Raw genomic sequence first — 19,483 nt, 5'->3', positions numbered from 1 at the left:
ATATCATGAAAACCATCATATTACTTGTTTCGCATCGATATGAGATTAATCTACTTGCGGCATGGATAAAAATCCTTATTTCGATTCACCCTACAGTGTAGGCATGACTGTCCGTCCTTAATTATGACAATCTAGAAGGAGGAGAAGGACACATTGAGGATATTACAACCATTGAGCCGCAGCGGCATCTATTATCGCTGGACCACTGCAGCAGTGGCTGCAGTGACCGCTGCCTGCTGCATGTGCGGACCTGTGTTTGCATCCGCTTCTATCGCGATAAACAAAGCCGATGAATCCGTAGAAAGCATCGATGCCGCAGCCATTTTTGCTGATCGGAAATCGTTGTACGACCAGGTTGCTACCGTGACCCAGATTCCATGGTATCGCCTTGCGGCCATCGACCAGTATGAAAGAACACTTACCCGGGTCCATCCCAAGGATCGCAAGCATCCAGAGCGGACAATCGGCATCTTCATCCCTCCCACAAGATGGACCGGTCCCTTAAATCCCAATCAGGAAGATGTTGATCCGATGTCGATCAGCGTGTTTTCAGGGATCGGTCTGGATGGTGACGGAGATGGCAAGGCAGACCCCAATAATAATATCGATCTTCTCTATACGGTTGCGACAAGACTATCTCCGTATGGGCATGCCGCTGATGATTTCAGCATCGGATTGTGGTCGTACTATCAGAACACTCGGGCCGTGCAGCGCGTGATGCAGTATGCCAAGCTGTATGAGACCTTTGGGAAGCTGGATTTGTTCGATCATGCCTTTCCTCTGCCTGTCCAAAGCGACTATTCCTACCGAAGCACATTCGGAATGGGACGCAACTGGGGCGGCAGAAGAGTCCATGAAGGAACCGACTTGTTCGCCCATTATGGAGTCCCCGTTCGCAGTACCTGTTACGGTGTTGTTGAAATCAAGGGCTGGAATAAATACGGCGGCTGGCGTATCGGCATCCGTGACCTGAACAACCATTACCACTATTACGCCCATCTGCAAGGCTTCGACAAAGGCATTTCGCTTGGGGATGTTGTGACGCCGGGGCAAACCCTGGGCTGGGTCGGCAGCTCAGGGTACGGAAAGCCCGGAACCCAAGGCAAATTTCCTCCTCATCTCCATTACGGCATTTACCGGGATACCGGACTCACCGAGTGGGCATTCGATCCTTACCCGCTGCTGAAGCATTGGGAAGCAGAAGAAAGACGAACCAAGAAAAAGACGCGCTCCTGAGCTTAGCTCAGGGCGCGTTTTTTTCGTTCAATGACATCAACTGCTCAACTGATTCAATCACACGGTCCGAGTACAAACCCAGGTAGGTATTCCGAATAATAGGCTAACCCCTAATGCTTAATCCCCGATCCCTGTCCCCTCTTGTTGTCCTGAGCTTACGCCACCGGACGAAGGAGGAGGAATAATGGGCACATCGCTTCCCTCAACCGGATTTCCGGGAATTGTTGCCGGTGGGGTTTCCTGCTGCGAGTTATGGTTGTTCTCATTCGTCACTGGTGGCGGAATCGCTATGCTTGGCGCGCTAGCTTTATTCTCACCAACAGCCTTTCCCTGACCATCATAATAATACATCGGCACATCGCCGACCACGAGCAGATAGGAGATGGGAATATCGGCCTCCACAATCTGTGGCTCCATGTCAAAAGGAACAACTACCGCCACTTCGGTTACAATATGAACAAATACCTCCACCAGTATCATATTAATACCGGCTCCCTGCTGCCTAGTATCCAACTGAACCTTTACCGCTCCCTGCGGTTCGATCTTTAATGGGATTTGCGGACCGAATGAAGCGATGATTGGACTCTTCATCACCTGGCCCAGTGGAATCTGTTCCTTACGCTTATGGATGTCGTCCAGTGTCTTCTGAACAACCTCGGTTGTATGGGACGTAATCTTCAGATGCTCGGCGTAATTCAGCATGAATCCCGTCACTTTGCCGTTGCTATCCGTTTTCCAGTTAACCAGGTTATCAAAATCCTTGCCTTGGGTCACCTGTGATGTGATCGCTTTGTTAATCGCTTCGGTGGCAATCTGCTTCACCCTGATTTGCGCAAGATGCATGATTGGCGGACGCAGATTCTGTTCAATATACATAAAAAACTCAACGATCCCAAACACAAGGAGCAGAGCACCGATCAGCCACCATTTTTTCATGCTGCGCCGTTTGGCAGCCTGAGGACGGCCCCGGCTCTGAGGTACGGGCCTAAAGCCTCTGCGTGGTGGTTTATAAGCCCTCCTTGGTCTGGGCCATGACAGGGACGGAAAGGATATACGTCTGCTTCCCCATCTCTTTCGTCTCATGCTTGGTCCCCCCTATTTACGCCCCGAGGAGCATGTTTACCATGGCAAGCTCTCCTGTATAGAGGGTATGCGGACAAACGGCAAAAAAGAAGAGCAAGGATAGGTTATCCTTACTCTTCCTTATGGGATCGAACTTCCTCTTCTTCTACGTAATGCTTCAGCATCGACAGTTTATTTTCCCAGAAACGATCGAAGTAAGCGAGCCAATCCTTTAATTCCTTCAGCGGTTCGGCATCCAGGCGATAGCGGGTCTCGCGTCCAACCTTGCGTTCCTGCACGAGCCCCGCTTCCCCCAGAATTCGTAGATGTTTGGACACGGCGGTACGCGTCATTGGAAAATGCCCCGAGATTTCCTTAACCGGCATTTCCTTATCGCTTAACAAACCAAGCAGTTTGCGGCGCGTGGGATCTGCAATGGCTTGATAAACATCATGCTTTGCAGCAGCTTGAGACATGGATTAAACCACGTATCTGGCAAGCTTCTGAACAATTCCTGCCCATCCGCCGTCCATACGGCCACGTACAATATCGTGAGCTTCTCCGAACTCGGTGACTTGATCCGCTGTCCAGCCGCCGTGGATGAGCGTGAATTCCGTATGATCTCCTTGCTGTACCAGTTCAAATGTAACGCTCCAATCCTTCCCCCAGTTGAAAGACAGACGGTTGGGCTCATCAATGATTGTAACCTTGCAGGGTGAATTCCCGAATGGACCTGCATTCAGCTCAAACTCAAAGCCCTCCACCGGTTCAAAGTTGTTTGGCATAAACCAAGCCGCAATGCCTTCCGAGGTGGATACAGCCTTCCACACCTTTTCGATCGGCGCTTGAAGTACAAGGGTATGGCGAATATCCGGCAGCTTGCCGTTTGATGGGTTGTCCATGGCAAAATGATACCTCACTTATGTTTGAATTATGAAACCATTTGGTTTCCCTTTTAACATAATATGATACCAATAGGTTTCGCGTCAAATACCAATATTATCCTCCTGATGTTGATCCGGGTAGGTTTCGTTCAGAAAGACAATGGATTCTCGAATGAGCTGCTTCAGCACCTCAACGTCAATATCCGCGATTTTGTTAATGTACACACACCCTTTGCCAGCTGTATGCTTGCCGAAATTCTTCAGCAGTTCCTCCCGTTTATCATCACCAGGGGCAAAATACAGGCTGATTTTCGCTTTTCGGGGAGAAAACCCAACCAGCGGCGCATCTCCCTCGTGACCGGATGCATAACGATAATGGTATGAGCCATAACCGATGATGCTGGGTCCCCACATCTTGGCTGGAAAGCCGCTTGTTTCCTCGAAAATATCAAGTAAGCGATAAGCATCCTCACGCTTTTTAGGGGAATCCACCTGCTCGATAAACTCCACCACGCTGTTATCTGTCTCTTTCGTTTTTTGCTCATACATTGGAATAAACTCCTTTCTACCTCTCCCGTTAGATTTTCCATTTTCTCAAAAATAACTTAAAAAGGCCGGAAAATGATCAGCAACGATACCTAATCACTTTCCCGCCCAGAAGAAGACCCTATCTGCTATTGACCTGTGTCTGCGTAATGTCTTTGCCGCAGTGCCTCGTACATGAGCACAGACGCCGCCATGGCTGCATTCAGCGATTCCGCTTGACCCGGCATCGGGATACGGATCGCGTCATCCACGATAGCCGCAACCTCAGGCGAGACACCACGGCCTTCGCTTCCAATTACAATCCAGCTTGTCCCTCTGAAATCATACTCGAAGCAGGAACGCTTCCCTTCCAACATGGTTGTCACCAATCGGGCTCCTCGCTCTCGAGCCTCCGGCAAAATGCTCAGCAGCTCGCCCTCCAGCACCGGCAGATGAAACAGGGAGCCCATGGTAGAGCGCAGCGTCTTGGGGTTATACAAATCCGCGCAGCCGCGTCCTAGTATAACGCCAGCAGCACCTACGGCGTCCGCCCCCCGTATAATAGTTCCCACGTTGCCTGGGTCCTGAAGACCGTCCAGAACAATGACCAATCCGTTCTCGCGCATGATCAAGTCCTGCCATTGACGCGCTTCCTTCCGAACAACGGCAAACACCGGCTGCGGGGACGGAGTATCACTGACTTTTGATATCACCGCATGGGATACGCCAATCCATTCGGCACCTTGACCCCTATCTGGAATTTGACGGAGTTCAAATGGGATACCCTTATCCATATCATAAGCTATGCACTCGATATCCGCACCGGATGACAAGGCCTCCTGAACAAGATGGATACCTTCAACCACGTACTTGTTTTGCTTATCTCGATGTTTCTTCTCCTGCAGCTGTGCCCAGCCCTTTACCCTGGCATTCTGCGGCGATAGTATCTCCATTCTTAATCCATCCGTTCTTTGCTTATATACATTGCTGAGTTCCACTCAACCTGATACTACATTCACAAAAATTCACATTACCGACGTCATTTCGGATAAGCAAGCTCCAGCTTTGTCAAATCGTTCTTATGCCCAACGATAACAAGAATATCGCCGTCCTCTATCCGGTCATCGGGACTCGGCGAGATGTTCATATCCGCGTCACTTCGGATCGCCATGACATTGCAGCCAAAACGTGCCCGAATATCAAGCTCCCTCAGATTATGACCGATCAGATCTCCGGTAGCGAGCATCTCCATAATACTGTAGTCGTCCGATAAATCAATATAGTCCAAAATGTTCGGTGACACCAAATGATGGGCAACCCGAAGCCCCATGTCCCGTTCCGGGAATATCACCTTGTCCGCACCGATTTTGTTAAGGACTTTACCATGCAGCTCGTTTTTCGCTTTGACGATAATGGCCGGTACACCAAGATCCTTCAGAATCAGCGTAGTCAAAATGCTGGATTGAATATCCTCGCCAATTGCCACAACCACCACGTCAAAATTCCGAATGCCCAGCGCCCGAAGCGCGTCTTCATCCGTCGAATCTGCCGATACGGCATGAGTGACCAAATTCGCGATTTCCTGTATGCGCTGTTCGCTCGCATCGACGGCTAATACGTCAAATCCCATGCTGCTTAATTCCTTGGCAACACTTGTGCCAAAACGCCCCATACCGATTACTGCGTACTGCTTCTTAGCCATATATATACCCCTCCACGAGCCTAGGTCCATTTCCTAATATGAATGATATCAGTATATCATACTGTCCCGAATACTTGAATGTAACGGCCGCTTAACGGGTACATTACACAATGACCCTTTCATAACAAGGAGGAACATTTCCATGTCCATATTGTTAGATCTAAGGCAGGCCGTCATTCATAAAGTCCACAACCAGGACGAAGAAGAGCTGCGCTCCATGATCGAGGGTTCCGTTGACGGGCCTGAAGCCGCGCTACCGGGACTCGGTGTGATGTTTGAAATGATGTGGAAAGACATGGATGCTTCGCAGCAGAACAGCCTTGTCACTTCCCTTCACGACCATTTGAAAACCGTTACCCCCGGCAACCTGCAAGGATAAACCCAAGGTCAACAAAAAAAACAATCCCCTAAGCCGTCATAGCTGGGGGATTGTTTTCATGTACCGCATTACGATCTACAACTTACGGAGCCGTTTCTAGAAACTTCGCGGTTGGATTTTTATCGATTGCCGTTCTCATTGCGTACTCATTCTCGAACAGGACAACATAATTATCCTTCTTGTCTTTCACGAGCGTTGAATTTATCCGGAACTTGGACGGATCAATGGTCTCATCCACAATCCAGCGTGCGAACTGATACGGCATCCGCTGAAGCTGGACATCGACACCATATTCACCCTTCATCCGGTATTCGAATACCTCGAACTGGAGCTGACCTACAACCCCGAGGATTGTTTCGTCGAAGCTAACGGTACGGAATACCTGAATGGTTCCCTCCTCCGTCAGCTGGTCAATCCCCTTTTGATACTGCTTATGCTTGAGCGCGTTCTTCACCGTTACTTTCGCAAAAATCTCTGGGGAGAACGTTGGCAGCTCATCGAATATCACTTCTCGTCCTTGACTGAGGGAATCTCCGATACGGAAAATGCCCGGGTCAAACAGACCGATGATATCGCCAGGATAAGCCTCCTGCACAATATCTCGATCCTGCGCCAGGAACTGCTGCGGCTGCGACAGCTTGATTTCCTTGCCTACGCGAACGTGTTTCACACTCATGCCGCGCTCGAACTTACCCGACACAATTCGCAGAAAAGCGATACGATCCCGGTGAGCCGGATTCATATTGGCTTGGATCTTGAATACGTACCCGGAGAACTTCTCGTCGGTCGGTTCCACCACACCCTCCGTGCTGCGGCGCGGCTCCGGCTTCGGCGCAAGCTGAAGAAAGTTCTCCAGGAAAGTCTGAACACCGAAATTGTTAATCGCGCTTCCAAAAAATACGGGCGTCAGCTGACCTTGCATAACTTTCTCCAGATCAAATTGGTCGCCAGCGACATCCAGAAGCTCCAGGTCCTGGCACAATTGATCATGCAGGTAATCACCGGCCATCTCACGAATCAGCGGGTCCTCATAGCCTTCGACCTTCTGTACTTTAATCTTGGAATGGTCGTCTCCCTGAAACAATTCAACCTGATTCTTAACCCTGTCGTATACACCGCACAGATCGCGTCCAGATCCGATCGGCCAGTTCATGGGTACAGAACGGATTCCGAGCACCTGCTCCAGCTCTTCCATGAGATCGAACGGACTGCGTCCTTCTCGGTCGAGCTTGTTAATAAACGTAAAGATAGGAATGCCCCGCTTGGCACAGACCTGAAACAGCTTAATGGTCTGAGCCTCGACCCCTTTGGCAACGTCAATCAACATGACTGCGCTGTCTGCGGCCGTCAACGTACGATAGGTGTCTTCACTAAAGTCTTGGTGACCTGGCGTATCCAATATGTTAATTCGATGCCCTAAATAATCAAATTGCATAACAGACGAGGTAACCGAGATCCCGCGCTGCTTCTCGATCTCCATCCAGTCACTCGTTGCATGCTTGCTCGCTTTACGAGCCTTAACCGATCCAGCCAGACGAATGGCGCCCCCGAACAAGAGCAGCTTCTCGGTCAGTGTTGTTTTACCGGCGTCAGGGTGGGAAATAATCGCAAACGTACGTCGCTTATCCACTTCCTGCTGCAGTTCATCTATTAGCTTTGCCATTTCACTTATCCCTTCGTAACTAAAGTCATGTATATCATTGTACCACAATTAATACGCAAATCATCCCCATACGCGGTGCGCATGAGGATGATTTTTATCACGTAAATTTTAGAAATTGGTTAGTTTTTCAACCACACAACGTTATCCTCGAGTTGACCATTAACGGGCCACCAGTGGAATCCGTCTTCTTCCAGAAGCTCATCCGCCCTCTTTGGTCCCCAAGAACCTGCAGGATATGATTCCAGCTCCCCTTGGTTCTCTCTCCAGGCGTTTGCGATTCGATCCACGAAGGACCAGGCTGAAGCCACTTCATCCCAGCGCGTAAAGTAGGTGGAATCACCGCGGGCTGCATCATGCAGCAGACGCTCATAAGCTTCAGGCGAATTGATTCCCACGATGCAGCTTTGACAGAAGTCCATCGCTACAGGAGCGATCTCCGACTCCGAACCTGGCTTCTTGGCGTTAATCTTCACGTAAATGCCTTCCATCGGGTTGACGCGGATAACGAGTAAGTTAGGTTCCAGAGAATGCTTCTGTCCCAAATATACATTTGTTGGCATCCGTTTGAACTCGACAACAACCTCGGTTGTTTTGACTGGCAGGCGTTTGCCTGTACGGATATAGAACGGTACGCCCGCCCAACGGAAGTTATCCACGAATACTCTGGCCGCAAAATAGGTTTCTGTATTGGATTCCGGATTAACCTTGTCCTCTTCACGGTAAGCCGGCAGATCTTTGCCGCCTGCGGAGCCGTGGGTATATTGGCCACGGACAACGTTGTTCTTCACCTCTTCATGTGAGGCATATGGACGCAGGGAACGAAGTACCTTCACCTTCTCGTCGCGGATATCCTCTGCGAGCAGACGGCTAGGCGGCTCCATTGCAATCATGGTCAGCAACTGCAGCATATGGTTTTGTCCCATATCCCTCAGTGCGCCGGCATGGTCGTAATATCCTCCCCGCTCCTCTACGCCAACCGTTTCGCCAAGCGTAATTTGGATGTTCGCAATATGCTTGTTGTTCCAGAGCGGCTCAAAGAAAGCATTCGCAAAACGCATAACTTCGATGTTCTGTACCATTTCCTTGCCCAGATAGTGGTCGATTCGATAAATCTCCTCTTCCTTGAACACCTTGCGGATCTCTTCGTTCAGCTTGGCAGCCGACTCCAGATCGTAGCCAAAAGGCTTCTCGATCACCAGACGGTTCCAGCCTTCTCCGTCCAGCATACCGCCCTTCATCAGGTTAAACGATACGCTGCCGAACAATTCCGGTGCAAGCGCCAGATAGAACAAGCGATTACCCGGTATATTAAATTTCGTCTCCAACTGCTCTGTTTGTTCACGAAGCTCACGGAAACCGTCAATATTGTTAATATCTAAAGATTTATATTCAAAATGCTGTGCAAATGCATGCCATTCACTATCCTGTTCCGAACTGTATCGGCAGAATTCCTGAATCGAACGATAAACGTCCTCGCGGAACTCTTCCTGGGTGCGCGGACGCCGCGCCACGCCGATTACCGCAAAATCCTCATCCAGTTTCCCTTCACGATAAAGACTGTAGATCGCCGGAAACAACTTACGTCTTGCCAAATCACCGGTCGCTCCAAAGATGAAAAATACCGCTCCCGGTGTCTTCAATGTATCTAGATTTTGATTTTCAGCCATGGCTCCTCATTCTTTCTATGAATTATAGTGTATTTTTATGCATCGGAACTTAACACGATGTGATGACATTTTAGCATATTCATATAAAGTATGCTATCTCATTCCACATTTTTTCATCGGAGTTTCAGAAATCATTTTCAGTACTCTATTGTAATGACGGGAAATCCGATCGTTATTCTATTACTTTTCTTCACCGAATCTTCATGCACCGCCATCTGCATATGAATGGGTGTGCTGCCACTCATCACGAAAGCATCCAAGGAAGGAGCCTCATATGAACGACTCAAAGTTGTGTCATCCGCATAATCTTCAACCGAGCGAATAGGAAGTTCAGCGGATATGGATTCTTCTACCTGATTCATCGTCTCCTCGACACCCCTTGTTTTCAATGCATACCCCTGAATGGCCGCATTCCATGTGTTGGCAATGCCTGCCTGATTCATCTCATCCTGGATGTTCTGCTGCATCGTCATCATCTCCGTGGTCTGCTCTGCTGCCTCTCCAATAAGCATCACTCTGATGTAACTGCTACCCTCCTCGCTGAGCGCCCAATCCAGCTGCGCAGATACACCGGAAACCTTCGCTTCAGCATGGAATACTTCGTTTCCATGAAGTCGAGCCGTAGTGACCTCTGACAGCCCAATAGCTCCCGCTAACTGATCCGCAAGCATCTTAGCTTGATCCGCAGATACGGTATTTATGATTTCTCCTTGAATTTTTACCGTTAAGAGAGCCGAAGGGTCCATGTGTTCCTCCCCCAGATCGACAAGGAGCTCCAGATCACTTTTTGCTGCCACACCTGCTGCTTCCCATCCTGCCGAGGTTGAGACTGCTTTTGCTTGCGGAACCGTTACGCCCATATTGTCCTTCGTTGTTCCTGCAAAACCCGCCATGACACCTGCCGCTCCACACAGCAACAACATCATCACAATAATCTGTAATTGCATCTTCCGCATCGTCAGCCACGCCTCCCCGTACGAATCTATCAATCTACTAAAAGGATAGCCTCGTCACAGCGGATTTATACACCCAACTTGAAAAATGCGCCTCTCGCCGCCTCTCGCCATTAAATTCATCAGCCTGTTGATAACTAATAAATTCTATTTCTATAAAAAAAGAGCCGGCCGTTCTTACTCAGCCAACCCGTTCTTATATGCATATATGGCCGCCTGGGTACGATCTTCTACACCCAGCTTGCCCAAAATATTAGTCACATGAAACTTCACAGTTTTGATGCCTATAATCAAATCATCAGCAATATCCTGATTCGACTTGCCCTGGGCCACCAATCGCAGCACTTCCATCTCACGATCCGTGAGGTCGTTATGGGCCGGTGCTTCATTTTGCGGATGCCGGAAGCGATTCATCATCTTGGAGGCCACCTGCGACTCGAGTACCGACTGCCCCCGTGCGGCTGCACGTATCGCATCGGCTACTTCTGAAGCGCGGGAAGTCTTTAACAAGTAACTGAAGGCGCCTGCTTCGATAACCGGATACATCTTCTCATCGTCCAGATAGCTGGTCAGTACAATAACCTTAAGATTCGGGAACTGATTCATCAATTGACGCGTCGTCTCGATCCCGTCCATTCCGTCCATCACCAAGTCCATGAGCACCACATCTGGATGATATTCCTGGGCTAAGCGTATCCCTTCCTCGCCGCTGCCGGCTTCACCAACCACCTCGATGCCATCCTCTGTACCCAGAACGGCCGCCAAACCGATCCGAACCATCTCATGATCATCCACCAGCAGCACCTTAATCGGTGTTTCCATCTCCATCCCCCCGTTTACGTTCGTCATTTATGAGCGGCACAACAATCTCAATTCGCGTCCCTTTACCTGGTGCTGTTATGAATTGTACCGAGCCCCCGATCTCCGTTACCCGTTCCTGCATCGTGGACAGACCGTAGGAAGTTTGTTTCTTGTCATCCAACTCGAATCCGATCCCGTCGTCCCGCAGCATCACCCGAACGGTATTCTGCTTACGATGAATGCGGATATCCATCTTCTCCGCCTTGGAGTGCCGAAGTGTATTCGACATCGCCTCCTGAACGATACGGAACAGATGATTCTCAATCCCTTTTAGCAAATGTATGTCATCGTCCATCTCAAACGTAATTTCCATGGGTACTTTGATCCGCAGTTCCTTGATCAGATCCTTCAGTCCTTGCTCAAGCGCTTTTCCTTCGAGATAGACCGGCCGCAAATGAAGAAGCAGTGCTCTCATCTCCGACTGTGCAACGGCCGACATTTCCTCAATCAGCGCGACCTGACGCTGTGCTTTGTCAAAATCCTTATCCAGCGTTCTTCCTACGGCTGTTGCGGTCATCGAGATCGCAAACAGCTGCTGAGAAACCGCATCATGAAGCTCGCGTGCCAGACGCTGCCGCTCTTCTACAATCGCCGTGACTCTGGCTTGCTCTGCAAGCTGCGCATTGTTCGTAGACAGTCGCTGCAGGGAAGATACTTGATCCTCCCAGCGTTTGCTGATCTTAACCAGCTGCTCGCCGAGCCTGCCCACTTCATCTTCACCGATATCGGGCATTACGTCCGTTAGGCTGCCTTTTTCCCAGTTTACCAGTGTTTCCCTTACAAGATCGACCCGGCGCTTTACCCGATATCCTTGAAAGAATCCATAAATGGCTCCAAGTCCAATCGGCAGCAGTACCAGAGTAATGCCGGCTTCGATCCGGTTCTTCCACGAATCAAACGGCTTAAGATAACCATATGTATATAATAAATAAAGAACAACGAGCATGACAACCAATCCAAGAAGGGTCCCCTCGCGCATATGTCGGGTAATCATATTTGCTTTCTTTTCTGTTTCCACGGGGCAACCCTCCTGAATGGTTTAAACAAAACAATGCTTCTGCATTTATTAGGTCATTCTTATATTCAAATCCCCGCCTAAATAAGAAACAATGAATTTCACCTTATACTCACTGGCCTCATAATTAGGCGATTTATATCGAACTCGATTGAGGATGCCGGTTTCCTTCCGATCGTCCATATGAATGGAGCCAAACAGTATCGATGCTTCGATCTCCACCCCATAATAGTCAGGAATCATCAGATCAATATCGCCCAGCATTCCGTGGAACATCAGGACGGTTTGGCGTTCCTCAGGAAGCGCAAGCGATAGGTCCACATCCGCCTCTCCAAGCACATGCCACACACTCAGACTTCGCATCACCCACGGTGCACGGTCCCAATCAAAGTTGGACATAAAGTTCTGCTTCTGAATGTATCCTGTTGTTGTATGAGCCCGTTTGGACTTACCATAAAAAATACCTAGCGAAATCAAGCTGATGCCGATAATCAGCATGAGATGCTCCAGCAGCAGCATCACGGCACCTACTCCGAGCAGAATGTATCCCTTCTTCACGTGACTTTCCCTGATCTGAAGGACACCTGCAAACATGAGCAGCAGGGCGACAATGGTGAAGAAACCAAACCATCGGCCGAAAAGCATAATGAATCCCAAGCTCATTAAACCAACTGCAATCCAGCGGTTTCTGTCCATGTCGCACCTCCTTGATGACCAAGATATAAGCTCGGAAAAGCCATATCAGTGTGACACTCCACACTGTATGGCTTTACCTGTACTATTCGGACAACTATCATACCGTATAGCATATCATATGAACATGGATTTCGAATATGGTTTGTACTTATTTTGCTAACTTGTTAAGCAATTACTCTGACTTTGAGGAATTACCCATTTTGTTTTTCAAAGCTTGCAGCTGCTCATCCACCTTCAACTGCTTCTCAGCATCCACCGGGCTGGTGTATACAGCATTGTTAGGACGGTATGGTGCACGGAGCACATCAGCTTCTGCTTCCAACTGCATAATTTTTTCCTCCATACGGTGGAAGCCCATCGAAGCACTGCCGCTTTCAATCGTGTGCAGGCTGCTCACTTGAGACATCTGTTTCTTCGCTTTAGCCATTTGAGCGCGGGCTACGAGCTCATTGCGCTTGTTACGCATTTTGTAGAACTCGTCTTTCATTTCATGCAGCTGAGCGACAAGCTCTTTCGCTTGAGCCTCGGATTGCAGGTGCAGCTCCACATACTCGGTTTCTTTTTGATCGAAATAAATTTTTTCTTCAAGCAGCTTGCGAGCCACTTCTTCTTGACCGTTTTTCAGAGCCAATTCAGCTTGTGCTTCGCGTTGTGCAGCCATTTTTACTGCCTCATCCACACGCTGCTTCATGCGGCGCTCGTTAGCCATTTGCTTCGCAACCGTTACCTCTGCTTCATGAATTTCTGCCTCCATATCGCGCAGGTACTGATTCAACATTACGATCGGATCCTCTACTTTATCCAGCAGTTCATTCACCGATGCCTTTGTCATATCTTTAAGTCTTTTAAATACTCCCATGTTATTTATCTCCCTTCTCATAGTCCGAAAGTTTTTTCTTAAGTTCTTCAATTTCTTTCTGCATTGCCTTCTTCTCGATATCCTTCATCATTGCATCCAGATCGGAATCCGGGGACGCGTTGTTTCTTGCGCCATGTCCTCCATCCGGACGCCCAGAGCGGTCATATTTCGGACCAAAGATCCCATGTTCATTAGGATAGCCTTGGCGTCCATAACCGTCGTTGTAACCATTGTAGCCTGGACCTGGTCCTGGATTATCGTTGTAACGATATCCGCCGCCCTGTCTTCCCCGTGGTGGTCCGTACGGATCGTGATAATACGGTTCTTTGGGAACTACGAGGGATGCAATCAGATATATTAAGAGCGTTGTACCGCCTGTAAAAAAGATACTGATTACAAATATGATTCTGAGTAGGGTCGATTCGACTCCGAAATAATCGGATATACCGCCGATCAACCCTGTGAACATTTTGTCGCGGGTGGAACGGTACAATCTAGTCATGTTTACTCCTTTCCGCTGTTATTCAGCTTTTGCTTCAAGCGGGCAAGTTCCTTTTCCAATACAGTGGAGACCGATTCACCAGCCTGATTCATGTATTCTTGCCCCATGCGCCGTAAATCGCGAAGGCTTCTGGCTTCCAATTCCCAATCACTGATGCGATCTTCTAGGCGATTGAACATCTTGGGTACATCTTGACCGCCGCCGTAGGATCCCGTACGTTCATTCATTTTTTGTTGAAGACGAAGGGTCTCGACCCGGGCAACGTAATATTGACGTTTGCTGTACACCGTCTGATATTCCATGCGCAGCTCGCCGAGCTGTTCATCGATTTCTTTCAGCGACTCCAGGCTTGAGGATAACAGGCCTTGGTACTGCTCAATTTTTTCCTCATAGATCAACTTTTCCTGCAATGCAAGTTTGGCAAGATGATCTTCACCGGCCTTCAGTGCGAGCAATGCCTGCTCTTCACGTTTATAGCGCATGGTTTCTGCTTGATCCACCTGCTGTTTCAGCTGTCTGGAATGTACTTGGCATTGCTGCTGCAGTTTCTCTGCTTCTGCAATGTCCTGTCTGGTTGAATGAAGGAACTGGTCGATCAAACGAACCGGATCCTGGCTCTGTTCAAGCTTTTCATTCAATGTTGCAACGGTTATGTCTCTTATCCGCCGGAAAACACTCATATTGGCTTAGTCCTCCTCTTCTATCGCGATCATTATCTGGCTGTTTATGCCTGCCATTCATTATTGTGTTATATCAGTAACGTGGTCTGCCATTCTTCAATCTGGACACCCCGTAGATGATTAAGATGATTCCAAAGATCGGACCGATCAACCAGGAGAGTTTACCCATCAACCAGATCACACCGATACCGAGAATAATCCATCCGATTAAGGTATTTCCTCTACGGATCCCGTAATATCCCAAAGCGACCATCAGCACTGGAATTAGAAGACTGAACAACCATCCGAGCAGAGGACCGAATATTCCCAGGAGAACCAATATCCCTAAACCAATCAACAGGATACTTATTCCATTTCCTTTTGAATTCCTCATTTATGCACCGCCTTTCTGTTATTTGATTGTTGTTTCTTTTGTTCAACCTTATGACTCTATTCTAGGTAATTTCAAGATGAACTAAAACGGCCTGCGGACGGTTTTTGAACCTAGACCTAAGTCGGGGCCACCTACAGACCTGCGTCCAACCCTTACACTAGATCTGCTCTAAGCTCATTCCATGGGATGTATCATTACCATCGAGAGCATAGCTCTACTGCTGTCTGATTACCTTAGAGCAGTGCTAAAAGTGTCGGTTTAGAAAGGATCTATACCGCGGGTCGCGTAATATGTCCTGATTTACAAAGGCCTTGTAAGAAAATCAAAGATATTCATTTGATTGAAAGCACTGGAATTAAACGTGTCCCGGATTAGTGAGGGGATTAATACCACGTAAAGAAATACGATAGTGTATTAAAAAGGGGGAGTTAAAGGTATGCAGTTAAAGGTTTGCAGTTAAAGGTTTGCAGTTAAAGGCATGCAGTTAGGTGCAATTCAGGAGCTGCCTACATACTGAGGAGCATTACATCAGTCCCTATCATAAAAAGCAACGGAGGCTTAGCGTGGAGTAACTAACCTAACAAAAGATCAATACGAAAAAAGGAATGCAGACGTTTATAGTCTGCATTCCTTTTGATGATGCCGGTGAAGGGACTCGAACCCCCACGGTTTCCCTCACGATTTTGAGTCGCGCGCGTCTGCCAATTCCGCCACACCGGCTTACTGATGGCGTGCCCTAAGAGATTCGAACTCCTGACCTTTTGATTCGTAGTCAAACGCTCTATCCAGCTGAGCTAAGGGCACATAAGTTTGTAATGGAGGCGCCACCCAGATTCGAACTGGGGATAAAGCTTTTGCAGAGCTGTGCCTTACCACTTGGCTATGGCGCCAGAAACAAAAATGGAGCGGACGACGGGAATCGAACCCGCGACCCTCGCCTTGGCAAGGCGATGCTCTACCGCTGAGCCACGTCCGCTTATTAAAAAATCAATGGCTGGGGATATAGGATTCGAACCTATGCATGACGGAGTCAAAGTCCGTTGCCTTACCGCTTGGCTAATCCCCAACATTTTTTAAAAAACTATGGGGCGACCGATGGGTCTCGAACCCACGAATGCCGGAACCACAATCCGGTGCGTTAACCCCTTCGCCACGATCGCCATAATGTAATAGTTTTTTCTAGAGAATAATCATAATGAAGTAATGGGCGACCGATGGGTCTCGAACCCACGAATGCCGGAACCACAATCCGGTGCGTTAACCCCTTCGCCACGATCGCCAAGTTCATTATAAGTATTCAATGGCAGGGGCAGCAGGAATTGAACCCACACCAACGGTTTTGGAGACCGTTGTTCTACCTTTAAACTATGCCCCTAAAAACTGGTGGAGGATGATGGATTCGAACCACCGAACTCGAAGAGAGCAGATTTACAGTCTGCCGTGTTTAGCCACTTCACTAATCCTCCATAATGGTGCCGGCGAGAGGACTTGAACCCCCAACCTACTGATTACAAGTCAGTTGCTCTACCAATTGAGCTACACCGGCATACACAATTATAAAATTACATGGTGGCTCGGGACGGAATCGAACCGCCGACACGAGGATTTTCAGTCCTCTGCTCTACCGACTGAGCTACCGAGCCTTAGTTCTTCGCGAACTTCGACGAAACCCATATCGGATACTCATCTTATCCCTGAAGCTTGTAAATAATGGCGGAACTGACGGGATTCGAACCCGCGATCTCCTGCGTGACAGGCAGGCATGTTAGGCCTCTACACCACAGTTCCATAAGGTATGATCACTATAAGTGATATAAATTGGTTGCGGGGACAGGATTTGAACCTGTGACCTTCGGGTTATGAGCCCGACGAGCTACCGAACTGCTCCACCCCGCGTCATTAAAAGGTGTATATATGGTGGAGGCTGAGGGGTTCGAACCCCCGACCCTCTGCTTGTAAGGCAGATGCTCTCCCAGCTGAGCTAAGCCTCCGTAACAAAAGCGACCTTTATCGTACCAAATTTCGGCACAAGAAGCAAGTATTTTTTTGAATATAATGGTGACCCGTAGGGGATTCGAACCCCTGTTACCTCCGTGAAAGGGAGGTGTCTTAACCCCTTGACCAACGGGCCTTGCTTGAAATAATAGTGGCGGAGAGAGAGGGATTCGAACCCTCGAGACGCTTTTGGCGCCTACACGATTTCCAATCGTGCTCCTTCGGCCAACTCGGACACCTCTCCGTATGGCTCCCCGAACAGGACTCGAACCTGTGACAACTCGATTAACAGTCGAGTGCTCTACCAACTGAGCTATCAGGGAACAATATTCAATTCAGATGCTTAATCACCTGAAAACTAGATACGAAACGAAGTTGCAGCACATTGAAATATGTTTGGATAAGCCCTCGACCGATTAGTATTGGTCAGCTCCATGCATTGCTGCACTTCCACCTCCAACCTATCTACCTCGTCGTCTTCAAGGGGTCTTACTAGTTGGGAAATCTCATCTTGAGGGGGGCTTCACGCTTAGATGCTTTCAGCGCTTATCCCTTCCGTACGTAGCTACCCAGCCATGCTCCTGGCGGAACAACTGGTGCACCAGCGGTACGTCCATCCCGGTCCTCTCGTACTAAGGACAGCTCCTCTCAAATTTCCTACGCCCACGACAGATAGGGACCGAACTGTCTCACGACGTTCTGAACCCAGCTCGCGTACCGCTTTAATGGGCGAACAGCCCAACCCTTGGGACCTACTTCAGCCCCAGGATGCGATGAGCCGACATCGAGGTGCCAAACCTCCCCGTCGATGTGGACTCTTGGGGGAGATAAGCCTGTTATCCCCAGGGTAGCTTTTATCCGTTGAGCGATGGCCCTTCCATGCGGTACCACCGGATCACTAAGCCCGACTTTCGTCCCTGCTCGACTTGTAGGTCTCGCAGTCAAGCTCCCTTATGCCTTTGCACTCTTCGAATGATTTCCAACCATTCTGAGGGAACCTTGGGGCGCCTCCGTTACTCTTTAGGAGGCGACCGCCCCAGTCAAACTGCCCGCCTGACACTGTCCTCGCACCGGATCACGGTACCAAGTTAGAACCTAGATACGATCAGGGTGGTATCCCAACGTCGCCTCCACACAAGCTGGCGCTCATGCTTCGAAGGCTCCCACCTATCCTGTACAGATCGTACCCAAATCCAATATCAAGCTGCAGTAAAGCTCCATGGGGTCTTTCCGTCTTGTCGCGGGTAACCTGCATCTTCACAGGTATTAAAATTTCACCGGATCTCTCGTTGAGACAGCGCCCAAGTCGTTACGCCATTCGTGCGGGTCAGAATTTACCTGACAAGGAATTTCGCTACCTTAGGACCGTTATAGTTACGGCCGCCGTTTACTGGGGCTTCGGTTCACAGCTTCGGATTGCTCCTAACCGCTCCCCTTAACCTTCCAGCACCGGGCAGGCGTCAGCCCGTATACTTCGCCTTACGGCTTCGCACAGACCTGTGTTTTTGCTAAACAGTCGCTTGGGCCTTTTCACTGCGGCCCCCTCGGGCTATTCACCCTACCGAGGCACCCCTTCTCCCGAAGTTACGGGGTCATTTTGCCGAGTTCCTTAACGAGAGTTCTTCCGCGCGCCTTAGAATTCTCTTCTCGCCTACCTGTGTCGGTTTGCGGTACGGGCACCTTCACCTGACTAGAGGCTTTTCTTGGCAGTGTGAGATCATGACCTTCGCTACTATAATTTTCACTCCCCATCACAGCCCAGCCTTATCGATGTGCGGATTTGCCTACACATCAGCCTCACTGCTTGGACGGACATCCATCAGTCCGCGTCACTACCCTCCTGCGTCACCCCATCGTTCATAACGGTTTACGGTGGTACAGGAATTTCAACCTGTTGTCCTTCGATTACGCCTTTCGGCCTCACCTTAGGTCCCGACTTACCCTGAGCGGACGAGCCTTCCTCAGGAAACCTTGGGCTTTCGGCGGATCAGATTCTCACTGATCTTTTCGTTACTCATACCGGCATTCTCACTTGTATGCTGTCCAGCGCTCCTTACGGTACACCTTCAACCTACATACAACGCTCCCCTACCCCTGATACAAATGTATCAAGCCATAGCTTCGGTGGTGTGTTTAGCCCCGTTACATTTTCGGCGCAGAGTCACTCGACCAGTGAGCTATTACGCACTCTTTAAATGGTGGCTGCTTCTAAGCCAACATCCTGGTTGTCTGTGCAACTCCACATCCTTTCCCACTTAACACACACTTGGGGACCTTAGCTGATGGTCTGGGCTGTTTCCCTTTTGACAATGGATCTTAGCACTCACTGTCTGACTCCCGGATATAAGTCTATGGCATTCGGAGTTTGACTGAGCTTGGTAACCCTTGCGGGCCCCGCACCCAATCAGTGCTCTACCTCCACGACTCTCAA

At 49.2% G+C, this 19,483-nt stretch carries 19 protein-coding genes, 17 tRNA genes and 1 rRNA gene (1 of these 37 cut by a window edge); 3 read left to right on the top strand and 34 right to left on the bottom strand.

Translation table 11 applies throughout. From position 1 onward, the window contains the following. Positions 1 to 153: 153 nt before the first annotated feature. Positions 154 to 1,236 carry a M23 family metallopeptidase gene (locus tag B9D94_RS03830; RefSeq protein ID WP_006212644.1) on the top strand — a complete coding sequence of 361 codons (1,083 nt, stop codon included), beginning with the start codon at positions 154 to 156 and terminating at the stop codon, positions 1,234 to 1,236. Between the two features lie 117 nt (positions 1,237 to 1,353). Here the strand turns inward: B9D94_RS03830 and yunB are convergent, their stop codons facing one another. From yunB to B9D94_RS03800, 6 genes are all read right to left on the bottom strand, one after another. After that, on the bottom strand, positions 1,354 to 2,319 hold the full coding sequence (gene yunB / locus B9D94_RS03825; RefSeq protein ID WP_063477756.1) for a sporulation protein YunB: 966 nt from the start codon (positions 2,317 to 2,319) through the stop codon (positions 1,354 to 1,356). A gap of 110 nt (positions 2,320 to 2,429) precedes the next feature. Beyond that, positions 2,430 to 2,774, bottom strand: coding sequence for an ArsR/SmtB family transcription factor (locus B9D94_RS03820; RefSeq protein WP_120662344.1), 345 nt, complete (start codon positions 2,772 to 2,774; stop codon positions 2,430 to 2,432). A 3-nt stretch (positions 2,775 to 2,777) separates the two neighbouring features. Next, positions 2,778 to 3,200: an SRPBCC family protein gene (locus B9D94_RS03815; protein ID WP_006212647.1), complete on the bottom strand. Its 423-nt coding sequence runs from the start codon at positions 3,198 to 3,200 to the stop codon at positions 2,778 to 2,780. A gap of 84 nt (positions 3,201 to 3,284) precedes the next feature. Beyond that, a complete protein-coding gene (locus tag B9D94_RS03810) occupies positions 3,285 to 3,731 on the bottom strand; it encodes a DUF1801 domain-containing protein (RefSeq protein ID WP_006212648.1) in 447 nt (148 codons plus the stop codon). 125 nt (positions 3,732 to 3,856) lie between these two features. Next, positions 3,857 to 4,660, bottom strand: coding sequence for a TrmH family RNA methyltransferase (locus B9D94_RS03805; RefSeq protein ID WP_063477758.1), 804 nt, complete (start codon positions 4,658 to 4,660; stop codon positions 3,857 to 3,859). A gap of 86 nt (positions 4,661 to 4,746) precedes the next feature. After that, entirely contained in the window at positions 4,747 to 5,409 is a 663-nt protein-coding gene (locus tag B9D94_RS03800) for a potassium channel family protein (RefSeq protein WP_006212650.1), read from the bottom strand. Positions 5,410 to 5,551: 142 nt separating this feature from the next. Here B9D94_RS03800 and sspI point away from each other — a divergent pair, with 142 nt between their 5' ends. Then, positions 5,552 to 5,788 (top strand): small acid-soluble spore protein SspI, encoded by a 237-nt coding sequence (sspI, locus tag B9D94_RS03795; RefSeq protein ID WP_006212651.1) that lies wholly within the window; start codon positions 5,552 to 5,554, stop codon positions 5,786 to 5,788. Between the two features lie 82 nt (positions 5,789 to 5,870). Here the strand turns inward: sspI and B9D94_RS03790 are convergent, their stop codons facing one another. From B9D94_RS03790 to B9D94_RS03780, 3 genes are all read right to left on the bottom strand, one after another. Next, the gene (locus tag B9D94_RS03790) at positions 5,871 to 7,451 is read right to left on the bottom strand and encodes a peptide chain release factor 3 (protein ID WP_148246479.1); all 1,581 of its coding nucleotides are present in this window, start codon (positions 7,449 to 7,451) and stop codon (positions 5,871 to 5,873) included. A gap of 119 nt (positions 7,452 to 7,570) precedes the next feature. Further along, positions 7,571 to 9,118, bottom strand: a complete 1,548-nt coding sequence (zwf, locus tag B9D94_RS03785) for a glucose-6-phosphate dehydrogenase (RefSeq protein WP_036644762.1) — start codon at positions 9,116 to 9,118, stop codon at positions 7,571 to 7,573. A 137-nt stretch (positions 9,119 to 9,255) separates the two neighbouring features. Then, positions 9,256 to 9,789, bottom strand: coding sequence for a YwmB family TATA-box binding protein (locus tag B9D94_RS03780; protein ID WP_367613821.1), 534 nt, complete (start codon positions 9,787 to 9,789; stop codon positions 9,256 to 9,258). A gap of 75 nt (positions 9,790 to 9,864) precedes the next feature. Here B9D94_RS03780 and B9D94_RS31865 point away from each other — a divergent pair, with 75 nt between their 5' ends. Next, positions 9,865 to 9,945 carry a hypothetical protein gene (locus B9D94_RS31865; protein WP_367613820.1) on the top strand — a complete coding sequence of 27 codons (81 nt, stop codon included), beginning with the start codon at positions 9,865 to 9,867 and terminating at the stop codon, positions 9,943 to 9,945. A 303-nt stretch (positions 9,946 to 10,248) separates the two neighbouring features. On the opposite strand, the gene B9D94_RS03775 is transcribed toward B9D94_RS31865, so the two are convergent. The 25 genes from B9D94_RS03775 to B9D94_RS03655 form a co-directional block, all read right to left on the bottom strand. After that, positions 10,249 to 10,899, bottom strand: a complete 651-nt coding sequence (locus B9D94_RS03775; protein WP_036644768.1) for a response regulator — start codon at positions 10,897 to 10,899, stop codon at positions 10,249 to 10,251. Continuing rightward, a complete protein-coding gene (locus tag B9D94_RS03770; RefSeq protein WP_006212656.1) occupies positions 10,877 to 11,950 on the bottom strand; it encodes a sensor histidine kinase in 1,074 nt (357 codons plus the stop codon). The genes B9D94_RS03775 and B9D94_RS03770 overlap by 23 nt, the downstream gene beginning before the upstream one ends. A gap of 48 nt (positions 11,951 to 11,998) precedes the next feature. Next, a complete protein-coding gene (gene liaF / locus B9D94_RS03765; protein ID WP_036644772.1) occupies positions 11,999 to 12,643 on the bottom strand; it encodes a cell wall-active antibiotics response protein LiaF in 645 nt (214 codons plus the stop codon). Positions 12,644 to 12,815: 172 nt separating this feature from the next. Next, entirely contained in the window at positions 12,816 to 13,502 is a 687-nt protein-coding gene (locus tag B9D94_RS03760; RefSeq protein ID WP_006212658.1) for a PspA/IM30 family protein, read from the bottom strand. A gap of 1 nt (position 13,503) precedes the next feature. Continuing rightward, entirely contained in the window at positions 13,504 to 14,004 is a 501-nt protein-coding gene (locus B9D94_RS03755) for a PspC domain-containing protein (protein ID WP_036644774.1), read from the bottom strand. Positions 14,005 to 14,006: 2 nt separating this feature from the next. Beyond that, on the bottom strand, positions 14,007 to 14,684 hold the full coding sequence (locus B9D94_RS03750; protein WP_006212660.1) for a PspA/IM30 family protein: 678 nt from the start codon (positions 14,682 to 14,684) through the stop codon (positions 14,007 to 14,009). A gap of 73 nt (positions 14,685 to 14,757) precedes the next feature. Beyond that, positions 14,758 to 15,057 (bottom strand): hypothetical protein, encoded by a 300-nt coding sequence (locus tag B9D94_RS03745; protein ID WP_006212661.1) that lies wholly within the window; start codon positions 15,055 to 15,057, stop codon positions 14,758 to 14,760. A gap of 640 nt (positions 15,058 to 15,697) precedes the next feature. Further along, positions 15,698 to 15,777 (bottom strand) — tRNA-Leu (locus B9D94_RS03740). 7 nt (positions 15,778 to 15,784) lie between these two features. Continuing rightward, positions 15,785 to 15,861: transfer RNA gene (locus B9D94_RS03735), tRNA-Arg, on the bottom strand. A 12-nt stretch (positions 15,862 to 15,873) separates the two neighbouring features. Further along, positions 15,874 to 15,947, bottom strand: a tRNA-Cys gene (locus B9D94_RS03730). An 11-nt stretch (positions 15,948 to 15,958) separates the two neighbouring features. After that, positions 15,959 to 16,033, bottom strand: a tRNA-Gly gene (locus tag B9D94_RS03725). 15 nt (positions 16,034 to 16,048) lie between these two features. Further along, positions 16,049 to 16,123: transfer RNA gene (locus B9D94_RS03720), tRNA-Gln, on the bottom strand. A gap of 18 nt (positions 16,124 to 16,141) precedes the next feature. Continuing rightward, positions 16,142 to 16,217 (bottom strand) — tRNA-His (locus B9D94_RS03715). A 46-nt stretch (positions 16,218 to 16,263) separates the two neighbouring features. Beyond that, positions 16,264 to 16,336: transfer RNA gene (locus B9D94_RS03710), tRNA-His, on the bottom strand. A 22-nt stretch (positions 16,337 to 16,358) separates the two neighbouring features. After that, positions 16,359 to 16,432, bottom strand: a tRNA-Trp gene (locus B9D94_RS03705). 6 nt (positions 16,433 to 16,438) lie between these two features. After that, positions 16,439 to 16,523, bottom strand: a tRNA-Tyr gene (locus B9D94_RS03700). Between the two features lie 4 nt (positions 16,524 to 16,527). Then, a tRNA-Thr gene (locus B9D94_RS03695) sits at positions 16,528 to 16,603 on the bottom strand. A gap of 21 nt (positions 16,604 to 16,624) precedes the next feature. Continuing rightward, positions 16,625 to 16,700: transfer RNA gene (locus B9D94_RS03690), tRNA-Phe, on the bottom strand. Positions 16,701 to 16,768: 68 nt separating this feature from the next. Then, positions 16,769 to 16,845 (bottom strand) — tRNA-Asp (locus B9D94_RS03685). 31 nt (positions 16,846 to 16,876) lie between these two features. Next, positions 16,877 to 16,953: transfer RNA gene (locus tag B9D94_RS03680), tRNA-Met, on the bottom strand. A 19-nt stretch (positions 16,954 to 16,972) separates the two neighbouring features. Then, positions 16,973 to 17,048, bottom strand: a tRNA-Val gene (locus B9D94_RS03675). 65 nt (positions 17,049 to 17,113) lie between these two features. Next, a tRNA-Glu gene (locus B9D94_RS03670) sits at positions 17,114 to 17,188 on the bottom strand. 16 nt (positions 17,189 to 17,204) lie between these two features. Next, a tRNA-Ser gene (locus B9D94_RS03665) sits at positions 17,205 to 17,296 on the bottom strand. A gap of 3 nt (positions 17,297 to 17,299) precedes the next feature. Further along, a tRNA-Asn gene (locus tag B9D94_RS03660) sits at positions 17,300 to 17,375 on the bottom strand. 73 nt (positions 17,376 to 17,448) lie between these two features. Beyond that, a 23S ribosomal RNA gene (locus tag B9D94_RS03655) occupies positions 17,449 to 19,483 on the bottom strand; it runs 893 nt beyond the window's last position.

The organism is Paenibacillus sp. Cedars (genome assembly GCF_003184205.1).
Classification (GTDB): Bacteria; Bacillota; Bacilli; order Paenibacillales; family Paenibacillaceae; genus Paenibacillus_AQ; species Paenibacillus_AQ glucanolyticus.
This window is presented reverse-complemented; position numbering and strand designations above follow the sequence as displayed.

What these genes read in the sequence shown, in the direction of transcription:
- yunB (WP_063477756.1), bottom strand. Translation starts at nt 2,319, where the DNA reads ATGAGACGAAAGAGATGGGGAAGCAGACGTATATCCTTTCCGTCCCTG.
- B9D94_RS03820 (WP_120662344.1), bottom strand. Translation starts at nt 2,774, where the DNA reads ATGTCTCAAGCTGCTGCAAAGCATGATGTTTATCAAGCCATTGCAGAT.
- B9D94_RS03815 (WP_006212647.1), bottom strand. Translation starts at nt 3,200, where the DNA reads ATGGACAACCCATCAAACGGCAAGCTGCCGGATATTCGCCATACCCTT.
- B9D94_RS03810 (WP_006212648.1), bottom strand. Translation starts at nt 3,731, where the DNA reads ATGTATGAGCAAAAAACGAAAGAGACAGATAACAGCGTGGTGGAGTTT.
- B9D94_RS03805 (WP_063477758.1), bottom strand. Translation starts at nt 4,660, where the DNA reads ATGGAGATACTATCGCCGCAGAATGCCAGGGTAAAGGGCTGGGCACAG.
- B9D94_RS03800 (WP_006212650.1), bottom strand. Translation starts at nt 5,409, where the DNA reads ATGGCTAAGAAGCAGTACGCAGTAATCGGTATGGGGCGTTTTGGCACA.
- sspI (WP_006212651.1), top strand. Translation starts at nt 5,552, where the DNA reads ATGTCCATATTGTTAGATCTAAGGCAGGCCGTCATTCATAAAGTCCAC.
- B9D94_RS03790 (WP_148246479.1), bottom strand. Translation starts at nt 7,451, where the DNA reads ATGGCAAAGCTAATAGATGAACTGCAGCAGGAAGTGGATAAGCGACGT.
- zwf (WP_036644762.1), bottom strand. Translation starts at nt 9,118, where the DNA reads ATGGCTGAAAATCAAAATCTAGATACATTGAAGACACCGGGAGCGGTA.
- B9D94_RS03780 (WP_367613821.1), bottom strand. Translation starts at nt 9,789, where the DNA reads ATGCTTGCGGATCAGTTAGCGGGAGCTATTGGGCTGTCAGAGGTCACT.
- B9D94_RS03775 (WP_036644768.1), bottom strand. Translation starts at nt 10,899, where the DNA reads ATGGAGATGGAAACACCGATTAAGGTGCTGCTGGTGGATGATCATGAG.
- liaF (WP_036644772.1), bottom strand. Translation starts at nt 12,643, where the DNA reads ATGGACAGAAACCGCTGGATTGCAGTTGGTTTAATGAGCTTGGGATTC.
- B9D94_RS03760 (WP_006212658.1), bottom strand. Translation starts at nt 13,502, where the DNA reads ATGGGAGTATTTAAAAGACTTAAAGATATGACAAAGGCATCGGTGAAT.
- B9D94_RS03755 (WP_036644774.1), bottom strand. Translation starts at nt 14,004, where the DNA reads ATGACTAGATTGTACCGTTCCACCCGCGACAAAATGTTCACAGGGTTG.
- B9D94_RS03750 (WP_006212660.1), bottom strand. Translation starts at nt 14,684, where the DNA reads ATGAGTGTTTTCCGGCGGATAAGAGACATAACCGTTGCAACATTGAAT.
- B9D94_RS03745 (WP_006212661.1), bottom strand. Translation starts at nt 15,057, where the DNA reads ATGAGGAATTCAAAAGGAAATGGAATAAGTATCCTGTTGATTGGTTTA.